Below are 22,658 nucleotides of genomic sequence, written 5' to 3' on the forward strand. Positions count from 1 at the left end.
TGCGGCAGAAAGATAGAGACGCGCACCTACGGAATCGCAACGAAAATCGCGAGTGGACAACGAAAGTCGCGCTGCACGCGACCTTCAGTGGAACCGCCGAACCGCGCCTGATGGACGCGGCGGCATCGCCGTTACCGGATCCGGCTCGGCCGAAGCGAATTCGGCGGTGAGCTCAGCGGGACGGCGTGAAAATGACCGAACGACTAGCCGCGACTCGGCGGTTCGTCCTCACTCCCGAAGCCGACCAGCTCCAGGGCGGATGGCGGCACGGCCGCGGCTCGGGCAACACCGGACCGCCCGCGCACGGCGCGGCGGACTCCGAGGGTTGCGGTCATGTCTCGATCAAATCCGATTCGATACACCGGCGGCAAGCCATCCGCGACCGGATTGACGAATCCTTAGCGCCGCACCGTCATTCGGATTCGAGGCTGGTGAGCAGCAGCCGCACGATGCGGTCGAGTTCGCGCCGGTCCTCGGCGGAAAGTACGGCGAGCAAACGGGTTTCGTTCGCGGCGTGCGCGGTGACGGCCCGGTCGATCAGCTCGCGCCCCGCCTCGGTGAGCGCGACCCGGACGGCGCGCCGGTCGGCGGTGTCGGTGATCCGCCGCACCAGACCCGCGGATTCCAACCGGTCCAGTCGCCCGGTCATGCCCGCGCGCGACAGCATGAGGGTGCCGGCGAGTACCGACGGGTTCAGCTCGTATGGCGTACCGGCTCGCCGCAACGCCGCGAGCACATCGAATTCGCCGCGCTGCAGGCCGTGCGCGGTGAAGACGGCCTCGATCTCCCGCAGCGCGATCGCCTGCAACCGTCCGAGCCGTCCGGCGATGCCCATCGCCTCCAGCTCGAGATCGGGCCGCTCCCGTGCCCACTGCGCCAGGATCGCGTCCACCACATCCTCAGCCATGGACAGGATTCTATTCGATGGTTTATAGTTCGCTAGCGAATTATCAAGTAGCGAACTACTGGAGGACGATATGACCACCGCACGCATCCCCGCCGCGATCCGCCGGGCCGAGGACGCCGAGATCCACACCACCCCGGGAGTGCGGATGCGGCTGCTGATCGATGCGGCCGAGGCCGGCGGGGCGGTGAGCACGCTGGAGGTGACGATGGACCGGGGCGCCGACGGCGCGACGCCGCACTACCACACAAAATCCGACGAGCTGTTCTATGTCGCCGACGGCGAACTACAGGTGCTCACCGGCGAGGAGATCGTCACGGTCGGCGCGGGTGGCGCGATCGTGGTGCCCAAATTCATGCCGCACGCCTTCGGCGCCGCACCCGACAGCCCCGCGCGCATCCTCATCGCGCTGATGCCCCCGGTCGAACGCTTCGGGTATTTCCGCCTCCTGGAGCGATTCGTCAACGGCGAGGCCACACTGGCCGACCTCGGGGCGCATCAGGAGGAATACGACAACTACTTCGTGGATTCGCCGCGGTGGTGGGCCGAGCGCAATGCCAACCGCCGGTGAATGTGGTCCAGATATCAGCCCTGAACAGGAACAACCCGCGTGCGGGCGGGAGTTGATCGAGATATGACCTATTCCGTCCCAGTCACCGTCCGCGGCTACGAGCTCGACACCCAGGGCCACCTGAATCAGGCGGTATACCTGCAGTACGCCGAGCACGCCCGCTGGGAATGGCTGCGGGCGGCGGGTCTGCCCCAGGACAAACTGCTGGCCACCGGCGTCGGCCCGATCGTCCTGGAGAACAACATCAAGTACCGCCACGAACTGCGTGGTGGCGACGAGGTCACCATCACCTGCGAATTCGTTTGGGCCAGAAACAAAACCTTCGGTATGCGCCACGAGGTGCGCAAGCTCGACGGCACCATCGCCGCGGAGATCACGGTCACCGGCGGCCTGCTCGACCTCACCGCGCGCAAACTGGTGCCGAATCCGGGCGAGCGACTGCGCGCGCTCGCCGAGCGCCCGGACCTTCTCGGCACCGAGAAGGATTAGCACGCGCGCATTTGCAAAACCGCCAATCGTCGGCAATAACCCGCCAGCCTTCCCGATCGGAAGTAGCTGAGCGATTGCGGCCACAAGGTTTCCTGGTCATCGAAAATCTTTCGGCGCTAGGGCATCCCGCGCCCAAATCCGGTTTGCCGAACCCGGTGAAATCTCGTGATCCGAACCGAACGGGCCGACCTGCGCGCTATGATCCACATCACGCTCGGGGGTCCTGGCAAATCGCGAGCAGATCGGAGTCAGATATGACCGACGCCATCCACTTCTCCGGTGCGGCGCTGCCCGAGGGACGGCAGTCGGGGTGGGCGAATACCGACCGCGTGCCTCCGCTCCAGGGTCTACTGGTCGCGGAGTCCGACCGCGAGATCACGGTCCGGGTCGCCGAGGGCACCTGGACCTTCCGCCGATCCGATGTGCTCCGGATGCGTGACGGCGCAGCCGGATCCGGCGCGGCGAGCGAGGGCCGCCCGGTCATGATCGATATCAGAGCGGGCGCCACCGCCGATTTCACCAGGCGGCTGCGCATCGACCTGATCGACCGGCCGCTCACCATCGCCGACGAACCGTCCGAGGCGCTGGGCGACGAACTGCTGCAACAACTCACGCAGTCGTGGGCCGATCGGCTTCGCCTGCCCGACAAGCCCGGCGCCGGCGGTGCGACCTTCACCTATTGCCAGACGAGGTCGGCGGCGGGCAGCGACGACGGCATCAACTGCGACAGCCTGGACTGAGTGGGTTCTCCCATGTCGGCACGCCGGACGGGTTCGGTCCTGATCGTGTCCGAGTCGGATGATCTGCACGCCTCCGCGATGGCGGCGACGCTACGAGAACATCACGGGCTCAGCCCGATTCACCTCGACCTGCGCGACTTCCCAAGGGAGTCCGGCAGTTTCCGGCTCGACCGGCTCGGCACCGCCCGATCCCTTTCGCACGTAATCGGACTCGACGATGTCGGCGCCGTGTGGTGGCGCCGCCCGCACCCCTGTGTGGTGCCCGCCGGCGTGCGCGCCGCCGACGACGCCTACCGCCAAGCCGAATGTGACGCGTTCATCCAGGGCCTCGTCTGGTCCATTCCGGCGCTGTGGGTCAACGATCCCGGCGCCGATCGCACCGCGGGCCGCAAGATCGTGCAGTTGGAGACCGCGCGCCGAGCCGGCTTCGCCATCCCGGAGACGCTGATCACCAACGATCCCGACGAGGCCCGCAGTTTCGTCGAATCCCGGCCCGGCCCAGTGGTTTACAAGCGCACCGGAACCAGCCGCGCCGAATTCGCCGAGACCAGGATCATCACCGCGGCCGACTACCCGAGGTTGGCGGGCATCCGCTCCGCGCCGACGACCTTCCAGGACTACGTCGAGGCCGACTGCGATCTGCGCGTGGTTTGGGTGGACGGCGTCGAATGGACCGTACGCATCGACTCGCAGGCCGGTGTCGGCCGGGTGGACTCCCGGCTGGACACCTCCGTCGAATTCGCACCCGACCAGCTGCCCGCCTCGGTGAGCAAATCGCTTGCCACGTTGATGGGCGCGCTCGGATTGTCCTTCGGCGTCTTGGACATTCGGCTCGGCGCCGACGGCGAGTACTACTTCCTGGAGGTCAACCCGCAGGGGCAGTTCGCCTATCTGGAGATCAAGACCGGGCTGCCGATCTTCCGCAGCCTGGCAGGCCTCCTGGTGCACGGTGACGGGATGGTCACCGAACAGCCGTGAACCCGCGGTAGCGCGACGGGCGCCGGCGCACGATCCGAATGACCGAACCTATTGGCTCTTACGGCGATTCGCCCCACCACGGCTGCGGAGCTGCACATGCGACTCCACCAGCACGTTGTGGATGAAACCGTACGAGCGACCGGTCGCCCGTGCCAGCGAGCGGATGCTCGCCCCCGCTTCGTACTGCTTCTTCAGCTGGGATTGCAAGCGGTCCCGTGACTTACCGGTGACGCGCGTCCCCTTACCCAATGTGGCCTTGCCTGATGTGGGCCTGTCGCTCATGGCTATCCTCCGAGTCGCCGAGCAGCGTCTTTCCAGGCTAAGTTCTCCGCACTCCGTGATCAACGGGTCAGTGTGATGAAACTCACGCACGCCGAAGAAGTTCCGGAATTTCGAGGGCCGTGAACCCTAAGTTGCCAGTTGTTGAACGACGCGCACCGGAACTCAGGCCAACTGGATCAGCTCGAGGTACTCGGCCGACCAATGATCTTCGGTGCCGTCGGGCAGCAGGATGACCCGCTCCGGATTCAACGCCTCGGCCGCACCCGGGTCGTGGGTCACCAGCACGACGGCGCCGGTGTAACTGCGCAGCGCGTCGAGGACCTGTTCGCGGGAGACCGGATCGAGGTTGTTGGTCGGCTCGTCGAGCAGCAGCACGTTGGCCGCCGACGACACCAGGCCCGCCAGCGCGAGCCTGGTCTTCTCACCGCCGGACAGCGTGCCCGCAGGCTGGTCCAGCTGCGGGCCGGAGAACATGAACGCGCCGAGCAGACCGCGCAGGTCCTGCTCACCCGCATCGGGTGCGGCGTGCCGAATGTTCTCCCACACCGACGCCGCATCGTCGAGGGTGTCGTGCTCCTGCGCGAAGTAGCCGATCTTCAGGCCGTGCCCGGGCACCAGACCGCCCGCCGTCGGCTGTTCGACACCCGCGAGCAGGCGCAGCAGCGTGGTCTTGCCCGCGCCGTTGAGGCCGAGCACCACTACGCGGCTGCCGCGGTCGATGGCCAGGTCCACGCCGGTGAAGATCTCCAGCGAGCCGTAGACCTTGGTCAGGTTCTCGGCCATCAGCGGCGTCTTGCCGCAGGCCGCGGGCTCCGGGAACTTGATCCTGGCCACCTTGTCGGCGACGCGCACGTCGTCGAGCTCGTTGAGCAGTCGCTCGGCCCGCTTGACCATATTCTGTGCCGCAACGGCTTTCGTCGCCTTGGCGCCGAGCTTCGCGGCCTGGGCCTTCAGCGCCGACGCCTTCTTCTCGGCATTGGCGCGTTCGCGGCGACGGCGCTGTTCGTCGGTGGCGCGGGCGTCGAGGTATTTCTTCCAGCCCATGTTGTAGACGTCGGCCTCGCCGCGCACCGCGTCCAGGAACCACACCTTGTTCACCACCGCGTCGAGCAGCTCGACGTCGTGGCTGATGACAATCAGCCCGCCGTCGTGGCTCTGCAGGAAGCCGCGCAGCCAGGTGATGGAGTCGGCGTCCAGGTGGTTGGTCGGCTCGTCGAGCAGCAGGATGCGATCGGAGCGGCCGCCGCTGCCGTCGGAGGCGGAGAACAGGATGCGCGCCAACTCGATTCGGCGGCGCTGACCGCCGGAGAGGGTGCGCAGCGCCTGGCCGAGCACCCGATCCGGTAGGCCGAGGCTGTGGCAGATCCGGGCGGCCTCGCTCTCGGCGACGTAGCCGCCGAGAGCCGAGAAGCGTTCCTCGAGGCGGCCGTACTTGCGGACCGCCTTCTCCCGCTCGTTCTCGTCGGCCACCTCGGCCATCAGCGCCTGCTGCTTTTCCATATCCCGGATCAGCGTGTCGAGGCCGCGCGCCGAGAGCACCCGGTCGCGGGCGAGCACGTCGAGGTTGCCCTCGCGCGGATCCTGTGGGAGATAACCGATTTCGCTCGACCGCAGGATGGTGCCCGCATACGGTTCGCCCTCGCCCGCGAGTATCCGCAGCGTGGTGGTCTTACCGGCGCCGTTGCGCCCGACCAGTCCGATCCGGTCGCCTGCCTGCACCCGCAGCGCAGGCCCCGGGGCCGACAGCAGGGTGCGGACTCCGGCCCGGACCTCCAGGTCGGTCGCGGTGATCACAGATGACTCCTCACTCCGGATGCGGTGCTGATCGGTTGCTGATCGATTGTGCGTCTCGCTACGCACAAGAACTACCGATTTTACCCGTCCGCCGGTATCCCCCCGAACGCCGCGAGGTGTGACCGCGGTAACCCGAATCCGAACGGGCGACGCCGGAATCGACATCGATCGCGCGGTCCGCGAACGCGGGTTGACCGAGACGCGCCCCCGAGACTGAAGTAGCGTGCCTGCACATGAGTACCGATCTGTTGGGCAAGGGTGCGCTGGTCTCCGGGGCCAGCCGGGGCATCGGCAAGGCGATCGCGGCCGAACTGCTGCGCCGCGGGGCGAATGTGCTGATCACCGCGCGCAAGCCGGAACCGCTCGAACAGGCCGCCGCGGAACTGCGGGAGCTCGGCCATCAGGGTGCGGTCGTCGCGCTGGCGGGCAATTCCGGTGATGCCGACAGCAGGGCGGCGGCCGTCGGCCGGGCGGTATCCGAATTCGGTTCGCTCGACATCCTGATCAACAACACCGGCATCAACCCGGTGTACGGGCCGCTCATGGAGGCCGACCTGAGCGCGGTCCGCAAGATCTTCGACGTGAATGTCGTTGCGGCGCTTGGTTATATCCAAGAGGCGTACAAGGCGTGGATGCGGGACAACGGCGGCGCGATCGTGAACGTCGCCAGCGTCACCGGCCTGCGCTCCACCGGGGTGATCGGGGCATACGGTTCGTCCAAGGCGGCGCTCATCCGGCTCACCGAGGAGCTGGCCTGGGAACTCGGGCCGGGCATCCGGGTGAACGCGGTGGCGCCGGGCCTGGTCAAGACCAAATTCGCGGGCGCGCTGTACTCGGCCGACGAGGAGCGGGTGGTGAGCAACTATCCGATGGGACGGCTCGGCACCCCCGAGGACGTCGCCGGACTGGTCGGCTTCCTGGTCTCCGATGCGGCGGCGTGGCTCACCGGCGAGACGATCCGGGTGGACGGCGGACTGCTCGCGACCGGCGGCATCTAACGCCAGATCAGCGCGGCCAGCGTATCGGCGTTGCGGTAGTGCAGGTACTTCTGCACCATCGATGGGTCGACGGCGCCGGTCGCGGTGGCGAAGGTGACGACGACGAACTCCTTGCGGCTGCCATCCTTCCACTTGCCCGTGGTGAAGTGCTCGATATAGGTGCCCTTGCGCAGGCTGAGGTCCTTGTCGGTGTACTTGCCGACCGCGGCGGCGGCCTCGGCCTCGTCACCCATGCCGAGAATGAACTGGGTGAGCATCAGCCCGCCGTTCTCCGCCTTGTACACCAGCTCGGCGGCGTACTGGCAGCCCAGCGCGGTGAGCTTGCCCTGTTTCTCGATCGGGTGGCAGTCGGCGTAGTCGCGGCCGTCCACCCAGTCGGCGTGCAGGGTGACGTCGTCGTATTTGAAATCCCAGTCCTTGTTGCCGTATTCGGTGTAGCTGAGGTGTCCAGCGGACGGTTTGCCCGGTGCGGCGGTGATGGCGGGCGGCTTCGAGATGGTCGGCGCGGCGGCCGTGGTGGTGTCGGCCGCCGAGGTGTCGCTGTCGTTCCGATCGGACAGGGCGAAGAAGCCGATCGCGACACCGAGCGCCGCCACCACGAGCACCGCGACGGCGACGAGTGCGCCGGTGTAGGACTTGCGCGGCGGGGCGGGATATATGGGCGCGGCCTGGTATGCCGGATTCCCTTCGGACTGTGGTTGATCCGATGGTTGCTGCCAGGCCTGCTGCGCCCAGGACTGCGGATTCGGCTGCTCCGGGGCCGGAGGCTGTTGCAAGGTCGGCGGGGTTGGCTGGCCTTGCGCCGGGGACTGCTGCCAACCCTGCGCAATCGGCTGCCCTTGCGCCGGAGACTGCCAGCCCTGCGGAGTGGACTGCCCTTGCGCCGGAGACTGCCAGCCCTGCGGAGTGGACTGCCCTTGCGCCGGAGACTGCCAGCCCTGCGGAGTGGGCTGCCCTTGTGTCGGAGACGGCTGCCAGGTCGACGGAGTCGGCTGGTCTTGCGACGAAGGCTGCTGCCAGCCCTGCGCGGTCGGCTGACCTTGCGCCGGGGACTGCTGCCAGCCCTGCGCGGTCGGCTGACCTTGCGCCGAGGACTGCTGCCAGCCCTGCGCGGTCGGCTGCCCCTGCGCCGGAGACTGTCCGCCCTGCGGAGTCGACGCATCGGACGGCTGCGCCGAGTGCGCGGGCTGATCCCACCAGTTCAGGACCTCATCCTGCGGCTGCTGCGGTTCGTTGCCGTGCGTCACTCGTCTACCACCTTTCGCGCCCGACGGCGGGGCGCACTCCCCACGGGCGCGCCGTCGGGCTACCACGGTACCGGGCGGCCGGTACCTGCGCGGACCGCGCTCAGTAGGCTCCCGGATTCGAACGAAGGGAACGATGCGATGCGCGCCGACATCGTGGTCTGCGGCCTCGGCCCGGCCGGCCGGGCGCTGGCACACCGCTGCCTGACCCGAGGCCTTTCGGTGCTCGCGATCGACCCGCACCCGGATCGCGCCTGGACCGCCACCTACGCCGGATGGCAGGACGAACTGCCGAGCTGGCTGGCACCCGAGGCGATCGCGGCGACGGTCCGGCAGCCGATCGCGTGGGCGCTGCGCGAACACCGCTTGCACCGGCCCTACGTCGTCCTGGACACCGCCCGGCTGCGCGAATCGCTGCCGCTCGACGGTGCCCGGGTGCTCGCCGACCGCGCGGTCGAATTGGGTCCGCGCACCGCGACGCTCGCCTCCGGCCGCACCATCACCGCGGCCCGGGTGATCGACGCGCGCGGCATCGCCCGCTCCCCCGCGCTGGCCGAGCAGACCGCGTACGGCGTGATCGTCGACGCCGCACGCGCCGCCGGTATCGCGCCGCTGTTCATGGATTGGCGCCCCGACAACGGCGCGGAACCCGGTGCGCCGCCGTCCTTTCTGTACGCCGTGCCGCTCGGCGGCGGATCGATGCTGCTGGAGGAGACGTGTCTGGCCGGGCGACCCGCCATCGATACCGGCGTGCTGCGCGATCGTCTGCATCGTCGATTGCGTTGCCGCGCAATCGCGCTCACCGATACCGACCCCGTCGAACGGGCGCGCTTTCCGCTGGAGGGCGGCGGGCCGGGACGGCGGAGATTCGGCGCCGCGGGCGGATTCACCCATCCCGCAACGGGTTACAGCGTCGCCGCCGCGCTGGCCGCCGCCGATGCGGTCGCGGCGGGCGGCGCGCCGACGCCGGTTTCCGCGCGCGCGGTGCACGCCCTGCGCAAGGCCGGGCTGCGCGCGCTGCTCGCGCTGCCGCCCGCCGAAATCCCGGATTTCTTCGAGGCCTTTTTCACGCTGCCGGATTCGCTGCAACGCGCCTATCTTTCCGGCCGCACCGATCCGCGCGGCACGGTCGCGGCGATGAACGCGCTCTTCGCCGCCGTACCCGCGCGGCTGCGGCGCCGGATCGCGGTGGCGACAATTTTCCGATGAACCGCGACACTCGGACGTCCATTCGCTCGCGCATTCGAATGGGTTCGGCCATGATTGAGGAATGGCACGAGCTATTTGGAAGGGCTCGATTGCATTCGGGCTGGTAAACGTCCCGGTCAAGGTGTACACGGCGACCGAGGACCACGACATCCGGTTCCACCAGGTGCATGCCAAGGACGGCGGACGGATCAAATACGACCGGGTGTGCACGGTCTGCGGAAAGTCGGTACAGTTCGCCGATATCGATAAGGCGTACGAGTCACCGGAGGGCGACAAGGTCATCCTCACCGACGAGGATTTCGCCAAACTGCCCGCCGCCGAGAAACATGAGATTCCGGTGCTGCAGTTCGTGCCGTCGGACCAGATCGATCCGATCCTGTACGACAAGAGCTACTATCTGGAACCCGATTCGTCGACGCCGAAAGCCTATGTGCTGCTGGCGAAAACGCTGGAGCGCATCGACCGCACCGCGCTCGTGCATTTCACGTTGCGGCAGAAGACCCGGCTGGCCGCGCTGCGGGTGCGCGACGGCATGCTGGTGTTGCAGGCGCTGCTGTGGCCCGACGAGGTGCGCGCGGTCGAATTCGAATCCCTGGACGATGTGGCCGAGCCGCGCCCCCAGGAGATCAAGATGGCGGAGACCCTGGTGGACACCATGTCGGACGATTTCGATCCGGGCATATTCACCGACGAATATCAGATCGAGCTCAAACGCCTGCTCGACGAGGCGATCGCGAGCGGTACCGGCAAGGTGACCCGGCAGGAGGAGGCGGCGCCCGCGGAGATGGACGCCGAGGTGGTCGATCTGGTCGCGGCGCTGCAGCGCAGCCTGGAGGCCAGCGGGCGCCGGGCGGCCGCGAACGGCGGCGCGGCGGAGCCGGAGAAGAAGCCTGCCAAGAAGGCCGCGGCGAAGAAGGCCGCGGCGAGCAAGTCCGCCGCGAAGCCCGCGAAAAAGGCCGCCAAGAAGTCCGCGGCCCGCAAGGGGGCGTGACCGGAAGCACCCGGTTTACCCTGGCAAACTGGTCTGCCATGGACTCCGACATAGTTATCGTGCCGATGGGCCTGGGACACCTGCGACAGGTCCTGGATCTGGGGCACGAGGTCTTCGATATCAATGCCAAGCCGTACACCTCGTGGTCGCTGACCTCGGTGGCCGAGCACCTGGACAGCCCCGACAACGCGTGCTGGGTCGCGCTGGATTCGGATCGGGTGGTCGGTTTCGTCTTGGGATCGATGGAGTTCGAACTACGCGACGACTGGGCCTACCTGGAGTGGATCGCCGTCGCACCCGATATGCAGGGGCACGGCATCGCCCGCAGGCTGGTCGACGTCTGCTCCGAGGCGCTGTTCGCGCGCGGCGCGCGGCGCATCGTCACCGATGTGGAGTCGCACAATCGCGCGTCGGCGGCGCTGATGGAACGCAGCGGGTTCACCGCGGCGGCCACGGTGACGCTGTATGTGCGGCCGAATCCCGATGATCCGGAACCGGAGTCGGCGGAGACCCTGCCCGCGGTGCCGATCGGCACCAAGCGCGACCTGATCCGGCGCGGCCGGTTGGCGGGCGAGAAGCGCGGGGCGCGTTCGTAGTTCGCGAATTCGTGGTGGGAGTTGGGTCCGCTCAGTCCGGTGCTTGCGCGCGGACCCGCCCCTCTTCGAAGAACGCGAGCAGGTCGGCCACCGTGCCGAGTTCGTCGCGCGGCCGCAGCGCACCGAATGACGCGTTCCAGAACGCGCCGGTGCGCGGAGTCCACGGCCCGACGTACGCGTACGGTCTTGGATGCGCCGAATCTCCCGGTGACACACCGTAATTCACTTCGTCGGCGGTGACCGCCAGGTCGAAGTGCTCCGGCCACAGCACCGGCGTGGCCTCGGGCAGCAACCGCCGCAGGGCCGCATCGCCGATCCGGAACCAATCCTCCAGCACCGCAACCGATTCCGCATCCACCTTTACCTCGGCATCCAGGTCCATTTCGGTGGTGTCCTGATACACCCCCTCCGGCGGACCGGCCTGCACCCCTGCCAACGCCGCCAGCTCCCGATAGCTACCGCTCAGCGGCGCCCGCCCACCGTCCCAAACCAGCTCGGCTCCCCGCACCGAAACCGGCAACGTGACGCCCCCGAACCCACCCTCGACCACCCCGAGCCGAATGGTCCCGAACTCCCGATGCTGTGGCCCCGCGATCACCAACTCCGCCACAGCATGCAGCGTTTCCCTGGTTTTCCTATACAGTGCGTCGTCCACACCGAGATCATCCCCGGTGTGGACGACGCCTGCACCTAATTCACCGACTGGTCCGGTTCACCCTCTTCGGGAACGGTGATGTCGAAACGCTGCAGGATGGCTTGGACACCGCGGTTCACGCCGGTCATCTCGCCCCGCAGGGACTCGATTCGTCCGTCGACCTGGTTGAACCGTCGATCGACCTCGTCGAACCTCTGATCGACCTCGCCACGCAGCTCGGTCATGTCGGCCTGGAGCCGTTTGAGTTTCTTCCTGAATTTGAGGATATCGGCCTCGTAAACGCCGCGGTCCTCCTTCCAAGTTTTGTGCTTATCCTCCAAAGTCTTCACACGCTCATCCAGCTGCGTCAAAGTCACCGTCATAAGGCCGCCTTTCGCATGCTTCTACGTCAACAGTTTTCTTGGCCAGCCCGGACCATGGGAGAAGTCCCCGTACATACATTTAAGAAAATCAGACGCGAGCCTCAGAGAGACACTGCGCCGACAAGGTTATCGAATCACGAAAAACCGGGCGTGATCGGAGCATAACAGCTCCTGCGGGGTCGCGCACTCGAAATTAGCAGACACCTCGATCAGACTGGCGCACAAGGGATCTCGGGCACCGACCATCACTCATCGTCGGCGGCGATCACGATGCCGAAGTGCTCGACTATCGCCTGCAACCCCCGCTCGAGGCGGGTCATGCCCTGCTTGATGTCCCAGGCGTCACGGTTCGCCTCCTCTTGAGCCGACTGCAGTCTCGAGATCGTGAATCTGTACTCGCCAACCCTGCGCTGCAGATCCCTGACCCGCATACGGATGTCACCTATATCGTCACGCTGGCCCTGCGAAAACTCAGGGTCGTCGCTCGCCTCATCGACCTTCTTAGCGATGCGGAGCGCGATTTCAGCTGCGAACAAACGTTTTTCGAGATCTTCGATCGTTACTGCCATGACTACCCCCTTACTAGTTGCGATTACACACAACACTTTAAGCACAACGACCGACCGCACATTTACCGAAACGTGATCTATGCGGCGACCCGGGTCGAAAGTTCCAAAAGATGAGCCGCGCGGGTTCCATTCGGACACAGACGATGTCGGACCCGTCCGTTAGCATCGGCGCGTGCTGGTGTTGAGTGGACGTGATGTCGAAGAGCTGCTCGATTTGGATCGACTGGTCGATGCGGTCGCGGCGGCGATGGCGGATTTGAGTGCGGGGCGGGTGTCGATGCCGGACCGGATCGGGGCGTTCGTCGACGCGCCGCGGACCGGAATATTGGATATGCCGGTGTATGTGCCGTCGACGAGATCGCTTGCGAGCAAACTGGTTTCGATATTTCCCGGGAATTCCGGGACGGAACTGCCGGTGCGGCAGGCGGTGATCGTGGCCTTCGATCCGGCCAACGGCGCGCCCGCGGCACTGATGGATGCGACATACCTCACCGCGGCGCGGACGGCGGCCTGTTCGGCGCTGTCGGCGAAACTGCTCGCCCGCGCGGATGCCACGACGCTCGCGGTACTCGGCACCGGGGCGCAGGCGCGGGAGCACATCAGGGCCGTCGCGCGGGTGCGGCCGATCGAGACGATCCGCGTCGCCGGGCGCAATCTCGCCGCGGCGCAGGCGCTGGCCCGCGAACTGGCCGATGAGGTCGGTGCCCGGATCACCGCGACCGACTCCTGGCAGGATGCGCTGCGCGACGCCGATATCGCCTGCGGCACAACCTATGCCGACGAGCCGGTGCTGCGCCGGGCCTGGATCGCGCCCGGCGCGCACCTCACCTCGATCGGTTACAACCCGCGCGGGCGCGAGATCGATGACGAAACCGTCGCCGAGGCCGCGCTCTTCGTCGAGGACCGGCATGCCGCGCTCACCGCGACCCCGCCCAATCTCGATATCGCCGAACCGATTTCGCGCGGCATCATCACCGCCGAGGATATCGCGGGCACGCTGGGCGAACTCGTCACGGGAAGCGTCGAGGGCCGCACCGGCGACGAGCAGATCACGCTCTACAAATCGGTGGGTGTCGCAGTGCAGGACGCGGCGGCGGCCACATTGGTGTTGGCCGCGGCCCGTGAACAGGGCCGCGGCCAACAGGTGGATCTCTGAGTTATTGCGCCGCAGCACAGTTCGGCTACCAAGCCCGAACTACTTGCGGAACTTACCCTCCAGCTCCTTCAACGTCGCCTGCAGATCATCGGGCGAATTCGTCTTGAAGTTGCCGTCGAAACCCTTCTCCGCCCGGATCGCCGCCTCGACCTCCGGATCGTGATACAGCTGAACGAGTTTCAGATATTTCGGGTTGTCCTTGTCGGCGGCGCGGGCGGCGAACACATTGATGTACTGCTTGAGGTCCGGCCGCTCCGGATCGTCGGTGTAGATGGTCTGGTCCTTACCCAAACCCGCTGGGCGCGCGAAGGTGTCGTCGACGAACGCGGCATCCGCGCTGTCCAGCGATGGCGCCGTCAGGGTCGGATCGATGGGAGTCAGCTTCACCTTCGACGCGCCGGTATCGACGTCCTCGATCTTGGAATCCCAAGTGGCGCCGCCCTTCAGCACGATCAGCCCGGCGGCGGCCAGGCTCAGCAGCGGCCGCACCTGGTTGGCCGGATTGTTGCTCAGGGTGATCTGGCCGCCCTTCGGGATGTCGGCGACCGTCTTGTGCTTCTTCGAGTACAACGTCAGCGGGAAGATCTCGGTGGCCCCGATCGGCACCAGCGTGTCGTTATTGCGCACGTTGTAATTGGCCAGGTAGCGCACGTGCTGGAATTTGTTGAGATCGATCTGCCCTTGGGACAGCGCGGGATTCGGCTGGTTGTAGTCGCTGAAGTTGGTGAAGGCGACGGTGATGCCCTGCTCGGCGGCCTTCTTCTTGAATACCCCCCAGTGCGGCAGTGCGAGATCGTTCACACCGATGCGCACCGTGTCGCCGGAGTGTTCCTTACCACAGGCCACGCCACCGGCGGTGAGGGCGAGCAGAAGGGGAATCGCCAGCATACGGCGCAGAATTCGCATTGGAGGCAAACTAGACGATCGTACAACTTTTGACCAGGGTTTCGCTCAGCACAATCGGAACTGTTGCCACCCGGATGCTCCGGCCGCTTGGATAACCGGGTTCAGAGGCGCGCCGGGCGGATCATCCGCCCGGCCGCCGCATGTTGCGACAAGTTTCGGGAGCACGAGTGAAATTCCATCGGGTACTGGCGATCCCGGTCCTGGTAGCTACCGCCGCCCTCACCATCACGGCGTGCGGTGCCAATGACAAGGCGTCTTCCGACACGGTAGTCCGCATCGGCACCACCGACAACGATCCCTCGTGGGACGTCTTCGAGCAGAAGGCCAAGGAGAAGGGTATCGCGGTCAAGATCACCCACTACTCCGACTACAAGCAGCCCAATGTCGCGGTCTCGCAGAAGCAGATCGACCTGAATCTGTTTCAGCACCTGCAGTTCCTCGGCTCGTACAACGTCGCGAACAACGACGATCTGACCCCGATCGGCTCCACCTACATCGTGCCGCTCGGCCTGTACTCGAAGAAGCACAAGGCGCTCGCCGAGATCCCGCAGGGCGGCGAGATCGCCGTCCCGAACGATCCGACCAACCAGGCCAGGGCGCTGTTCGTGCTGCAGGCCGCCGGTTTGGTGAAACTGTCCGGCACGCCGCGCCAGCCCTCCCCCGCCGATATCGACAAGGGCGCCTCCAAGGTGAAGGTCACCCCGGTCGACGCCGCGCAGACCGCGCTGTCGCTGGCCTCGGTGGACGGTTCGATCATCAACAACACCTTCCTGGACCGCTCCGGCATCGACCCGAATTCCGCGCTGTACAAGGATGATCCGAAGGATCCGAACGCCGAGCCATACATCAACGTCGTGGTGGCGCGGAAGGCGGACAAGGACAACCCGCGCTACCAGCAGATCGTCGACCTGTGGCACGACCCGGCCGTGCAGAAGGCGCACGCCGAGGCGACCAAGGGCACCGCGCTCGAGGTGAAGCGCCCGGCGGCCGATCTGGAGCAGATCCTGCAGCGGGTGCAGCAGCAGGCGCGTTCGGACAAGTGAGTACTGATAACCGACCTGCGGTCGAATTCCGTTCGGTCACCAAGGTTTTCGGTAAGGGCGCGGATCGCCATGTGGCGCTGGACAATATCGATCTGCGCATCGAGCGGGGCGAAATCTTCGGTGTGATCGGCTATTCCGGCGCGGGTAAGAGCACCCTTGTGCGGTTGATCAACGCGCTGGAGCGGCCGACCAGCGGCACCATCGAGGTCGCGGGCACACCCATCACCGGTGTCTCCGAGGCGAGCGTGCGGCGGCTGCGCCGGGATATCGGCATGGTGTTCCAGCAGTTCAACCTGTTCCGATCCCGCACGGCCGCGGGCAATATCGAATATCCGCTGAAGGTGGCGGGGTGGAAGCGAGCCGAGCGCAAGGCGCGGGTGGCCGAATTACTCGACTTCGTCGGCCTTTCCGACAAGGCGCGCAGCTATCCGGATCAGCTCTCCGGCGGGCAGAAGCAGCGGGTCGGCATCGCCCGCGCGCTGGCGACCAATCCGTCGCTGCTGCTCGCCGACGAGTCGACCTCGGCGCTGGACCCGGAGACCACCGGCGAGGTGCTGCGGCTGCTGAAGAAGATCAACGCCGAACTCGGCGTCACCATCGTGGTGATCACCCACGAGATGGATGTGATCCGCGCGGTGGCCGACCGGGTCGCGGTGCTCGCCGAGGGCCGGATCGTCGAATTGGCAAGCACATTCGAGGTTTTCGCGACTCCGCGGGCGACGCCGACACAGTCGTTCGTGGAAACCGTGCTGCACAACCGTCCGTCGGCGGCGGAGTTGGCCAGGCTCCGGGAACGGCACGGCGGCAGGCTGATCACCGTCGAGGTCGACGACCGGCGCGGTATCGGCGAGGCACTGGCGACGGCCACGCACGCCGGTGCGCGCTTCGAGGTGGTCTACGGCGGGGTCAGCACGTTGCAGGACAAGACATTCGGCAGCGTGACGCTGGCGTTGTACGGCCCGGACGACGCCGTCGAGAAGGTGATCGACCAGCTCGACCGCCAGGCCGTCGCCGGTGAACCGGCCGGGTCGTGAAAGGGGCTGCCATGCATCAGGATTGGGACAAACTGCGGCCGGTGCTGAACGAGTCGATCGGCACCACGATCTATTTGGTGCTGGTCACCTTCGTGGTCGGCGGATTGATCGGGCTGTTCCTCGGCACCGCCCTCTACACCACCCGCAAGGGCGGACTGTTGGCGAACGCGCCGATCAACCTGCTGCTCAACGTCGTGGTGAACGTGGTGCGGCCGATCCCGTTCATCATCCTGCTCGCCGCGCTGGGCCCGGTGACGCTGCAGGTGGTCGGGACCACGATCGGCAGGGACGCTGCGGTATTCGTCATGATCGTCGCGGCCTCGTTCGCCATGGCGCGGATCGTCGAGCAGAATCTGGTGACCGTCGATCCCGGTGTCATCGAGGCCGCTCGCGCGGTCGGCGCCGGGCCGCTGCGGATCATTTTCACGCTGTTGATCCCGGAGGCGTTGGGGCCGTTGATCCTCGGCTACACGTTCGTGGTGATCGGCATCGTCGACATGTCGGCGATGGCGGGCGCCGTCGGCGGCGGCGGACTCGGCGATTTCGCACTGACCTTCGGATATCAGCGATTCGACTGGCAGGTGACGTTCGTCGCGATGCTGATCATCATCGTCGGTGTACAGGTCGTGCAGTTCTTCGGCAACTGGCTTGCCCGAAAGGTGCTGCGCCGCTGAGTTTTCCGCACAACCAGAAAGGGCGCCGAGCAAATCGCTCGGCGCCCTTCGCGGTTCAGCCCGCGTTGTGCGTGCAGGCCGTCTGCAGGATGCTCGCCTGCACCGGGGCCGCGCTCAGCGAGGCCACCGGCGGACCGAAGGCGTCGATCGCGGCACGCTCGGCCTCGGCCTTGCTCGGCGCCGACCGGCCGATCATCGAGCCGTTCTTCACCGCGATCGAACCGCATCCGTCGACGAACCGGACGATGACGCTGCAGTGTCCGGACACGCAGCGCCCCAACGCCGAAGCGTCCGATTCTTCCCAGCTCGGGTAGTCGGTGGCCCAGATGGTGTGCGCCTTGCCGTCGACCACCTCGACGGCCATCGATCCGTAGTACCTACCGTCGGGACCCGCCTCGGCGGATGCGAAACCCGCACCGACCGTCACTGCGGCCATCGACGAAACAGCTAACCCCAGGGCAGTTTTGCCCAGTACAGACATCGAGAATCTCCCCGTTCGAACGGCTTCCGAAGCGAAGCCATTCCCGATCTTGGTGGAGCCCGGCTCCGATGTCCAACCCCGGATGGCGGAATCCGTTGCTACTGCGCGTTCTTGGCGCACTGCGTCGCGACGATATCGGCGGCGCGCGGCGACGCGCTGCCCAGATCCGGGAACGGCGGCGCGCTCTCTCCGAGTCCGGCAACGGCCTGCTGCTCCGCCTCCGCCTTGGATGGCGCGGTGGCCCACCCGAATCGGCCGTCGGCGGCCCGTGCGACGGCGGCACAGCTGTCGCTGTACCGCAATTCGATGTGGCAGTCGTAGACGCCGCATTGGTCGATCGCGACGGCGTCGGCGGATACCCAGCTGCGCTGGTCGACCGACAGGCCGATCCGGCCGGTGCTGCGGGAGATCGACAGGGTGCCGAAGTAGGTCCCCGAGGGGGGCACGGCGGGCGCGGCGCTCGCCTCGACGGCGCCGAAGGCCGCGGCCGACGTCACCGCGAGCCCGAGCACCGAATTCCGCAGTAGTGACACGACGAATTCCCTCCCGTTTGCGAAGTCCAACGGGCTCGATCATCGTGCAGCGCACCCGGACTGTCCAGTATTCCGTTGCGATCCAGCGGATTCGGGCCCCCGACGGTGAGGCAGCGGCGGCAGTCGAGCGCATCGCATTCGACGGGTGACGGCGTCTCGGTCTCGAGCAGCGACCCGATACCGAAGCCGGCCAAGCCGAATGCCGCGACCGAGGTGGCCGCGATCAGCGAATTACGAAACGACATAACGTTTTTCCTCCCCTTCTCCGACCCGCCTCGCCCCCACGCGCCAGGCGATGCGTTTACTGCCTGCTCCGAGCCTTTTCCCCCAACTCGACCCCGCCGCGACAACATCCGTGGCCGTGACGGGTGCGATCCCGGTAATCGCCAGTCCCGCCGCGGCATACGGCGCGACCAGCCGCGAAAGTAGGCCCGTCTCGGTCACGGCCGGTCCGGCGGCCCGGTCGTGCTCGGTCACCGACAGCAGAATCGTCAGTGCCGCACCGGGTTTCATGATAGCGGCCACGGACGCCAGCATGTGGGCATCCGCGGTGAGCAGTCCGCGCAACAGCGAACCCCACGGGAAATTCACCGTCACCCGGTCGGCGATGTCCGTCAACGCGGCGGGCAGACGTTCGATACCCGCGGCGACGAATATCGCGTTGGACGGTCCACCGCGCAGCGCCCGCCGGGACGCCTCGGCCATCGCCGAAGCATTCGCGTCGACGCCGATCACCAATACTTCGGGATCGGCCGCCGCCGCGGCCAGCACCGCCCGACCGTCACCGGTACCCAGGTCGATCCGCACCGCCCGATAACGGGCAATCAGATCTCAGAATCAACCGACATCCATATCAGACATGCTCTTACCTCGTACAACGCGCATGTCGGCAGCGTAACGATGAGCCGCCGACATGCGCATCCGAATTTCTTCCTCAGTTGGGAACCTCAACGTAGCAACCGCTCTCAGCCCCACATATAGCAACAACTGGTCAGGCCAACTCGGCATGCGGACCGCGGTGTATCGCCAGGTACACGTCGTTCCGGATGGAGTTGGCCGCGGCCGCGGTGAGCGTGCATGTCAGCGGCCGAATGGTCAGACGCACAAGAGCATTCGTCTGGCCAGGCACGATTCCCAGTCTGGCCCTTGCCGTTTCGGGTAGGTCGGCGTAGGGCGTGCGGGCGGTGACGTGCACCGATTCGATATCGCCTGCCCGGTCGCGCAGCGCCGCGCGCACCAGATCGCCGAGGGTTTCGTCGTCGGTGTCGTCCTCGATCACCACGGATAGATCGCGCCGCACCGCGGGCAGCGCCGAGACCGGCCGCCACGGCGTGAGATCGAGCAGTTGTCCGACCACCCGTGGATCGTCCGCGCGCAGGTACCGGATATCCGGAATTCCCTTGCGCAGCATCAGCGCTCGATCGAGGCCGAGGCCGAGCGCCAGCCCGGACCAGCGCGCAGGATCCAGTCCGGCGCCGCGCAGCACATTCGGTGCGATGCGGCCACATTCGGCCAGCTCGAGCCATTCGTCGCCGAGCAGCACATCCACCTGACAGCCGTCGACCGTGTACGGATGCCGCGCCGGTGTGGTTCGCCATCGCGCACCCGGCAGCACCGCCGCGACGAGTCGGTCGATCATCTCCAGCAGGTCCGCCGCCCCGAGATCGGCGGCGGAGCGCAGCCGCCACAGATCCACCTGGTGCGGCTCGCCCGAATGGATCCGGTCGACGACATCCCTGCGGTAGACCAGCCCGGGCACAACGATCAGCTCGTCGATCGAATCGCCTTGGGAGACAAGCGCATGCCGACGCAGAACGACCGGTATATCCGCGGTTGTGTGGCTGCGCAACATTACGGTGGGGCTCAGATACCGGGTGTAGCGCACGTCGCGGGTGATATCGCCCGGGTCGTAGCCGAGCCCGTCGTAGTTGTCCGCCACCGCGACGATCGGCGGTGTGCGGACCAGGCGGACGGGTATCGCCCACGCGGTGGTCAGCGCGGCGACCAGGTCGTCGAGCAGCAGCTGCATGGCGTGCGGCCCCTGCGCGGCATCGGTGAGGTCCCGGATGGTCAGCGCGCGGGACAGTTCGGTGGGATCGAGATAGGTGGTCACGGTATTTCCTCGGGGTTCGATCGGATGGGTTGCTCATCCCCGGTCCGACCGCCGCGGGAAACTACGTGTGATCAGCGCACGCCGACGAGCCCGCGGCCGAAAGCCGGCCGGGGCACAGAAATCGCCTGCGCGCATTCATGATTCGATCATAACAATCGATGCACCCGATTTATCGCCGAAGGCCGCCCGATCCGGTGCGATACACCGGTTCGGGCGGCCTTCGATGCGGGTTAAACCGTGAAGCCGAGGGCGCGCAGCTGCTCGCGGCCGTCCTCGGTGATCTTGTCCGGACCCCACGGCGGCATCCAGACCCAGTTGATCTTGAGATCCTCCACCAGCCCGCTGCGCACCAGCGCGTTGCGGGACTGATCCTCGATGACGTCGGTGAGCGGGCAGGCCGCCGAGGTGAGCGTCATATCGATGGTGGCGATATTGTCCTTGTCCACCTGCAGCCCGTAGACGAGGCCCAGGTCGACCACGTTGATCCCGAGTTCCGGGTCGACGACGTCGCGCATCGCCTCCTCGATATCCTCGAGCAGTTTGATCTCCTCGGCCGACAGTTCGGCCGTTTCGGTGGCCGGGGTGGCCGGTGTCTCGGTCATGACATATCCCCATTCCCCATGGTCCGCTTGGCCTCTTCCGCAGAGGTTATCCGCACGACGGCATCCTTGAACGCCATCCAGCCGAGCAGCGCGCATTTCACCCTGGCCGGATATTTGCTGACGCCGGCCAGGGCGACGCCGTCGCCGATCACATCCTCGTCGCCCTCGATCGCGCCGCGGCTGGAGATCATCTCGCTGTACGAGTCGACCACCTTCAGCGCCTGCTGCACCGGCAGCCCGATCACCTGATCGGTGAGGATCGAGGTGGCGGCCTGGCTGATCGAACAGCCCTGGCCGTCGTAGGAGACGTCGGCGACATCGCCGTTGTCGTCGAGCCGCACGCGCAGGGTCACCTCGTCACCGCAGGTCGGGTTGACGTGGTGCACCTCGGCGCCGAACGGTTCGCGCAGCCCGCGGTGATGCGGATGCTTGTAGTGGTCCAGGATGACTTCCTGGTACATCTGCTCCATGCGCATGTCTTATGCAACTCCGAAGAAGCTCTGAGCCTTCCGCACCGCGGCGACCAGCGCATCCACCTCGTCGAGGGTGTTGTAGACGCCGAACGAGGCGCGGGCGGTGGCGGCGATGCCGAACCGGCGGTGCAGCGGCCATGCGCAGTGGTGCCCGACCCGGATGGCGACGCCCTGGTCGTCCAGGATCTGCCCGACATCGTGCGCGTGCACGCCGTCGACGACGAATGCCACCGCACCGCCGCGGTGCACGTTCTCGGCCGGGCCGATGATGCGAACGCCGTCGAGTGCGCCGAGTCCGTCCAGCGCCGCGCTGATCAGCGTATGTTCGTGTGCCGCAATGGCTTCCATGCCGATTCCGCCGAGATACCGCACGGCCGCACCCAATCCGATGACCTGCGAGGTCATCGGCGTGCCCGCCTCGAAGCGCTGCGGCGGCGGTGCGTAGGTGCTGTGATCCATGAAGACGGTCTCGATCATGGAGCCGCCGGTGATGTACGGCGGGGTGTCCGCGAGCACCGCGCGGCGGCCGTAGAGCACGCCGACGCCCATCGGGCCGTACATCTTGTGACCCGAGAACGCGGCGAAATCCACGTCCAGCTCGCGGAAGTTCACCGGCAGATGCGGCACCGACTGGCAGGCGTCGAGCACGGTCAGCGCGCCGACGGCCTTCGCGCGGCGCACCAGTTCGGTGACATCGGCGATCGCGCCGGTCACATTGGCCTGGTGCGCGAACGCGACAACCTTTGTCGCGGGCGACAATTCGAGCGAGTCGAGGTCGATGCGGCCGTCATCGGTGACCCCGTACCACTTGAGCGTGGCACCGGTCCTGCGCACCAGCTCCTGCCACGGAACGAGATTCGCGTGATGTTCCAGCTCGGTGATGACGATCTCGTCGCCCGGACCGACGTGGTAGGGAAAACGGTTGTCCCCGAAGGCATTCACCACGAGGTTCAGCGATTCGGTCGCATTCTTGGTGAAGACGATCTCATCCGCGTCCACGCCGACGAACGACGCGACGTCGGCCCGCGCGCCCTCGTAGGCGTCGTTCGCCTCCTCGGCCAGCTGGTGCGAGCTGCGATGGACGGCGGCATTGCTTTCGAGCAGGAACGCCCGCTCGGCGTCGAGCACCTGGAGCGGCCGCTGCGCTGTCGCACCGGAATCCAGGTACACCAACGGTTTTCCGTCGCGCACGGTGCGGCCGAGGATCGGGAAATCGGCCCGGATCCTCGCGACATCGAGTGTGCGCACGGTGGCTGTCATA

The 22,658-nt window shown here is 66.6% G+C and carries 29 protein-coding genes; 12 read left to right on the plus strand and 17 right to left on the minus strand.

The genetic code is table 11. The annotated features are described in order from the left end of the window. Positions 1-203 precede the first annotated feature (203 nt). Positions 204-335 carry a hypothetical protein gene (locus tag F5544_RS47125; protein ID WP_275106969.1) on the minus strand — a complete coding sequence of 44 codons (132 nt, stop codon included), beginning with the start codon at positions 333-335 and terminating at the stop codon, positions 204-206. Between the two features lie 77 nt (positions 336-412). Further along, on the minus strand, positions 413-907 hold the full coding sequence (locus F5544_RS27570) for a MarR family winged helix-turn-helix transcriptional regulator (protein WP_167475877.1): 495 nt from the start codon (positions 905-907) through the stop codon (positions 413-415). Positions 908-977: 70 nt separating this feature from the next. Between F5544_RS27570 and F5544_RS27575 the strand changes: the two genes are divergently transcribed. The 4 genes from F5544_RS27575 (at position 978) to F5544_RS27590 (ending at position 3,682) form a co-directional block, all read left to right on the plus strand. Beyond that, the gene (locus F5544_RS27575; protein WP_167475878.1) at positions 978-1,475 is read left to right on the plus strand and encodes a cupin domain-containing protein; all 498 of its coding nucleotides are present in this window, start codon (positions 978-980) and stop codon (positions 1,473-1,475) included. Between the two features lie 63 nt (positions 1,476-1,538). Beyond that, positions 1,539-1,964, plus strand: coding sequence for an acyl-CoA thioesterase (locus F5544_RS27580; RefSeq protein ID WP_167475879.1), 426 nt, complete (start codon positions 1,539-1,541; stop codon positions 1,962-1,964). Positions 1,965-2,218: 254 nt separating this feature from the next. Then, a complete protein-coding gene (locus tag F5544_RS27585; protein WP_167475880.1) occupies positions 2,219-2,704 on the plus strand; it encodes a hypothetical protein in 486 nt (161 codons plus the stop codon). Positions 2,705-2,749: 45 nt separating this feature from the next. Continuing rightward, on the plus strand, positions 2,750-3,682 hold the full coding sequence (locus F5544_RS27590) for a hypothetical protein (RefSeq protein ID WP_238846698.1): 933 nt from the start codon (positions 2,750-2,752) through the stop codon (positions 3,680-3,682). Between the two features lie 48 nt (positions 3,683-3,730). Here the strand turns inward: F5544_RS27590 and F5544_RS46570 are convergent, their stop codons facing one another. Both F5544_RS46570 and F5544_RS27600 read right to left on the minus strand, forming a co-directional pair. Continuing rightward, a complete protein-coding gene (locus F5544_RS46570; RefSeq protein ID WP_120045075.1) occupies positions 3,731-3,964 on the minus strand; it encodes a helix-turn-helix domain-containing protein in 234 nt (77 codons plus the stop codon). 162 nt (positions 3,965-4,126) lie between these two features. Then, complete coding sequence (locus F5544_RS27600) at positions 4,127-5,758, minus strand: ABC-F family ATP-binding cassette domain-containing protein (RefSeq protein WP_167475881.1); 1,632 nt, start codon at positions 5,756-5,758, stop codon at positions 4,127-4,129. Positions 5,759-5,991: 233 nt separating this feature from the next. Here F5544_RS27600 and F5544_RS27605 point away from each other — a divergent pair, with 233 nt between their 5' ends. Next, positions 5,992-6,756: an SDR family oxidoreductase gene (locus F5544_RS27605; protein WP_167475882.1), complete on the plus strand. Its 765-nt coding sequence runs from the start codon at positions 5,992-5,994 to the stop codon at positions 6,754-6,756. On the opposite strand, the gene F5544_RS27610 is transcribed toward F5544_RS27605, so the two are convergent. Beyond that, on the minus strand, positions 6,753-8,003 hold the full coding sequence (locus tag F5544_RS27610) for a hypothetical protein (RefSeq protein WP_167475883.1): 1,251 nt from the start codon (positions 8,001-8,003) through the stop codon (positions 6,753-6,755). The genes F5544_RS27605 and F5544_RS27610 overlap by 4 nt on opposite strands. Before the next feature lie 138 nt (positions 8,004-8,141). Here F5544_RS27610 and F5544_RS27615 point away from each other — a divergent pair, with 138 nt between their 5' ends. The 3 genes from F5544_RS27615 (at position 8,142) to F5544_RS27625 (ending at position 10,796) form a co-directional block, all read left to right on the plus strand. Next, on the plus strand, positions 8,142-9,209 hold the full coding sequence (locus F5544_RS27615) for a lycopene cyclase family protein (RefSeq protein ID WP_167475884.1): 1,068 nt from the start codon (positions 8,142-8,144) through the stop codon (positions 9,207-9,209). A gap of 61 nt (positions 9,210-9,270) precedes the next feature. Next, positions 9,271-10,200: a Ku protein gene (locus F5544_RS27620; RefSeq protein ID WP_167475885.1), complete on the plus strand. Its 930-nt coding sequence runs from the start codon at positions 9,271-9,273 to the stop codon at positions 10,198-10,200. 38 nt (positions 10,201-10,238) lie between these two features. Then, positions 10,239-10,796 (plus strand): GNAT family N-acetyltransferase, encoded by a 558-nt coding sequence (locus F5544_RS27625; RefSeq protein WP_167475886.1) that lies wholly within the window; start codon positions 10,239-10,241, stop codon positions 10,794-10,796. Positions 10,797-10,827: 31 nt separating this feature from the next. Here the strand turns inward: F5544_RS27625 and F5544_RS27630 are convergent, their stop codons facing one another. The 3 genes from F5544_RS27630 to F5544_RS27640 form a co-directional block, all read right to left on the minus strand. Next, positions 10,828-11,451 (minus strand): hypothetical protein, encoded by a 624-nt coding sequence (locus tag F5544_RS27630; protein WP_167475887.1) that lies wholly within the window; start codon positions 11,449-11,451, stop codon positions 10,828-10,830. Between the two features lie 35 nt (positions 11,452-11,486). Further along, positions 11,487-11,813 (minus strand): hypothetical protein, encoded by a 327-nt coding sequence (locus tag F5544_RS27635; protein WP_167475888.1) that lies wholly within the window; start codon positions 11,811-11,813, stop codon positions 11,487-11,489. 245 nt (positions 11,814-12,058) lie between these two features. Next, complete coding sequence (locus F5544_RS27640; protein WP_167475889.1) at positions 12,059-12,382, minus strand: hypothetical protein; 324 nt, start codon at positions 12,380-12,382, stop codon at positions 12,059-12,061. Positions 12,383-12,554: 172 nt separating this feature from the next. Here F5544_RS27640 and F5544_RS27645 point away from each other — a divergent pair, with 172 nt between their 5' ends. Next, the gene (locus F5544_RS27645) at positions 12,555-13,538 is read left to right on the plus strand and encodes an ornithine cyclodeaminase family protein (protein WP_167475890.1); all 984 of its coding nucleotides are present in this window, start codon (positions 12,555-12,557) and stop codon (positions 13,536-13,538) included. Positions 13,539-13,577: 39 nt separating this feature from the next. On the opposite strand, the gene F5544_RS27650 is transcribed toward F5544_RS27645, so the two are convergent. Then, positions 13,578-14,426 carry a MetQ/NlpA family ABC transporter substrate-binding protein gene (locus F5544_RS27650; RefSeq protein ID WP_238846699.1) on the minus strand — a complete coding sequence of 283 codons (849 nt, stop codon included), beginning with the start codon at positions 14,424-14,426 and terminating at the stop codon, positions 13,578-13,580. A 158-nt stretch (positions 14,427-14,584) separates the two neighbouring features. Between F5544_RS27650 and F5544_RS27655 the strand changes: the two genes are divergently transcribed. The 3 genes from F5544_RS27655 to F5544_RS27665 are packed head-to-tail and all read left to right on the plus strand — an operon-like array spanning position 14,585 to position 17,195. After that, entirely contained in the window at positions 14,585-15,487 is a 903-nt protein-coding gene (locus tag F5544_RS27655) for a MetQ/NlpA family ABC transporter substrate-binding protein (RefSeq protein WP_167475892.1), read from the plus strand. Beyond that, entirely contained in the window at positions 15,484-16,521 is a 1,038-nt protein-coding gene (locus F5544_RS27660) for a methionine ABC transporter ATP-binding protein (protein ID WP_167475893.1), read from the plus strand. Before F5544_RS27655 ends, F5544_RS27660 begins: the two co-directional genes overlap by 4 nt. Before the next feature lie 11 nt (positions 16,522-16,532). Next, entirely contained in the window at positions 16,533-17,195 is a 663-nt protein-coding gene (locus tag F5544_RS27665) for a methionine ABC transporter permease (RefSeq protein ID WP_167475894.1), read from the plus strand. Positions 17,196-17,250: 55 nt separating this feature from the next. Here the strand turns inward: F5544_RS27665 and F5544_RS27670 are convergent, their stop codons facing one another. The 8 genes from F5544_RS27670 to F5544_RS27705 all read right to left on the minus strand — a co-directional run bounded on the left by F5544_RS27670 (position 17,251) and on the right by F5544_RS27705 (position 22,657). Next, complete coding sequence (locus F5544_RS27670) at positions 17,251-17,631, minus strand: DUF4189 domain-containing protein (RefSeq protein ID WP_167475895.1); 381 nt, start codon at positions 17,629-17,631, stop codon at positions 17,251-17,253. A 143-nt stretch (positions 17,632-17,774) separates the two neighbouring features. Continuing rightward, the gene (locus F5544_RS27675; RefSeq protein WP_167475896.1) at positions 17,775-18,209 is read right to left on the minus strand and encodes a DUF4189 domain-containing protein; all 435 of its coding nucleotides are present in this window, start codon (positions 18,207-18,209) and stop codon (positions 17,775-17,777) included. Further along, entirely contained in the window at positions 18,170-18,454 is a 285-nt protein-coding gene (locus tag F5544_RS27680) for a hypothetical protein (protein WP_167475897.1), read from the minus strand. The genes F5544_RS27675 and F5544_RS27680 overlap by 40 nt, the downstream gene beginning before the upstream one ends. Then, a complete protein-coding gene (locus F5544_RS27685; protein ID WP_428847184.1) occupies positions 18,441-19,037 on the minus strand; it encodes a class I SAM-dependent methyltransferase in 597 nt (198 codons plus the stop codon). The genes F5544_RS27680 and F5544_RS27685 overlap by 14 nt, the downstream gene beginning before the upstream one ends. A gap of 163 nt (positions 19,038-19,200) precedes the next feature. Further along, positions 19,201-20,322 carry a hypothetical protein gene (locus F5544_RS27690; RefSeq protein WP_167475899.1) on the minus strand — a complete coding sequence of 374 codons (1,122 nt, stop codon included), beginning with the start codon at positions 20,320-20,322 and terminating at the stop codon, positions 19,201-19,203. Between the two features lie 230 nt (positions 20,323-20,552). Beyond that, positions 20,553-20,924, minus strand: coding sequence for a metal-sulfur cluster assembly factor (locus tag F5544_RS27695; protein ID WP_167475900.1), 372 nt, complete (start codon positions 20,922-20,924; stop codon positions 20,553-20,555). After that, positions 20,921-21,400 carry a Fe-S cluster assembly sulfur transfer protein SufU gene (sufU, locus tag F5544_RS27700; protein ID WP_167475901.1) on the minus strand — a complete coding sequence of 160 codons (480 nt, stop codon included), beginning with the start codon at positions 21,398-21,400 and terminating at the stop codon, positions 20,921-20,923. The genes F5544_RS27695 and sufU overlap by 4 nt, the downstream gene beginning before the upstream one ends. Positions 21,401-21,403: 3 nt before the next feature. Continuing rightward, complete coding sequence (locus tag F5544_RS27705; protein ID WP_167475902.1) at positions 21,404-22,657, minus strand: cysteine desulfurase; 1,254 nt, start codon at positions 22,655-22,657, stop codon at positions 21,404-21,406. Position 22,658: the final 1 nt, after the last annotated feature.

The sequence above is a fragment of the Nocardia arthritidis genome, assembly GCF_011801145.1.
Lineage (GTDB): Bacteria > Actinomycetota > Actinomycetes > Mycobacteriales > Mycobacteriaceae > Nocardia > Nocardia arthritidis_A.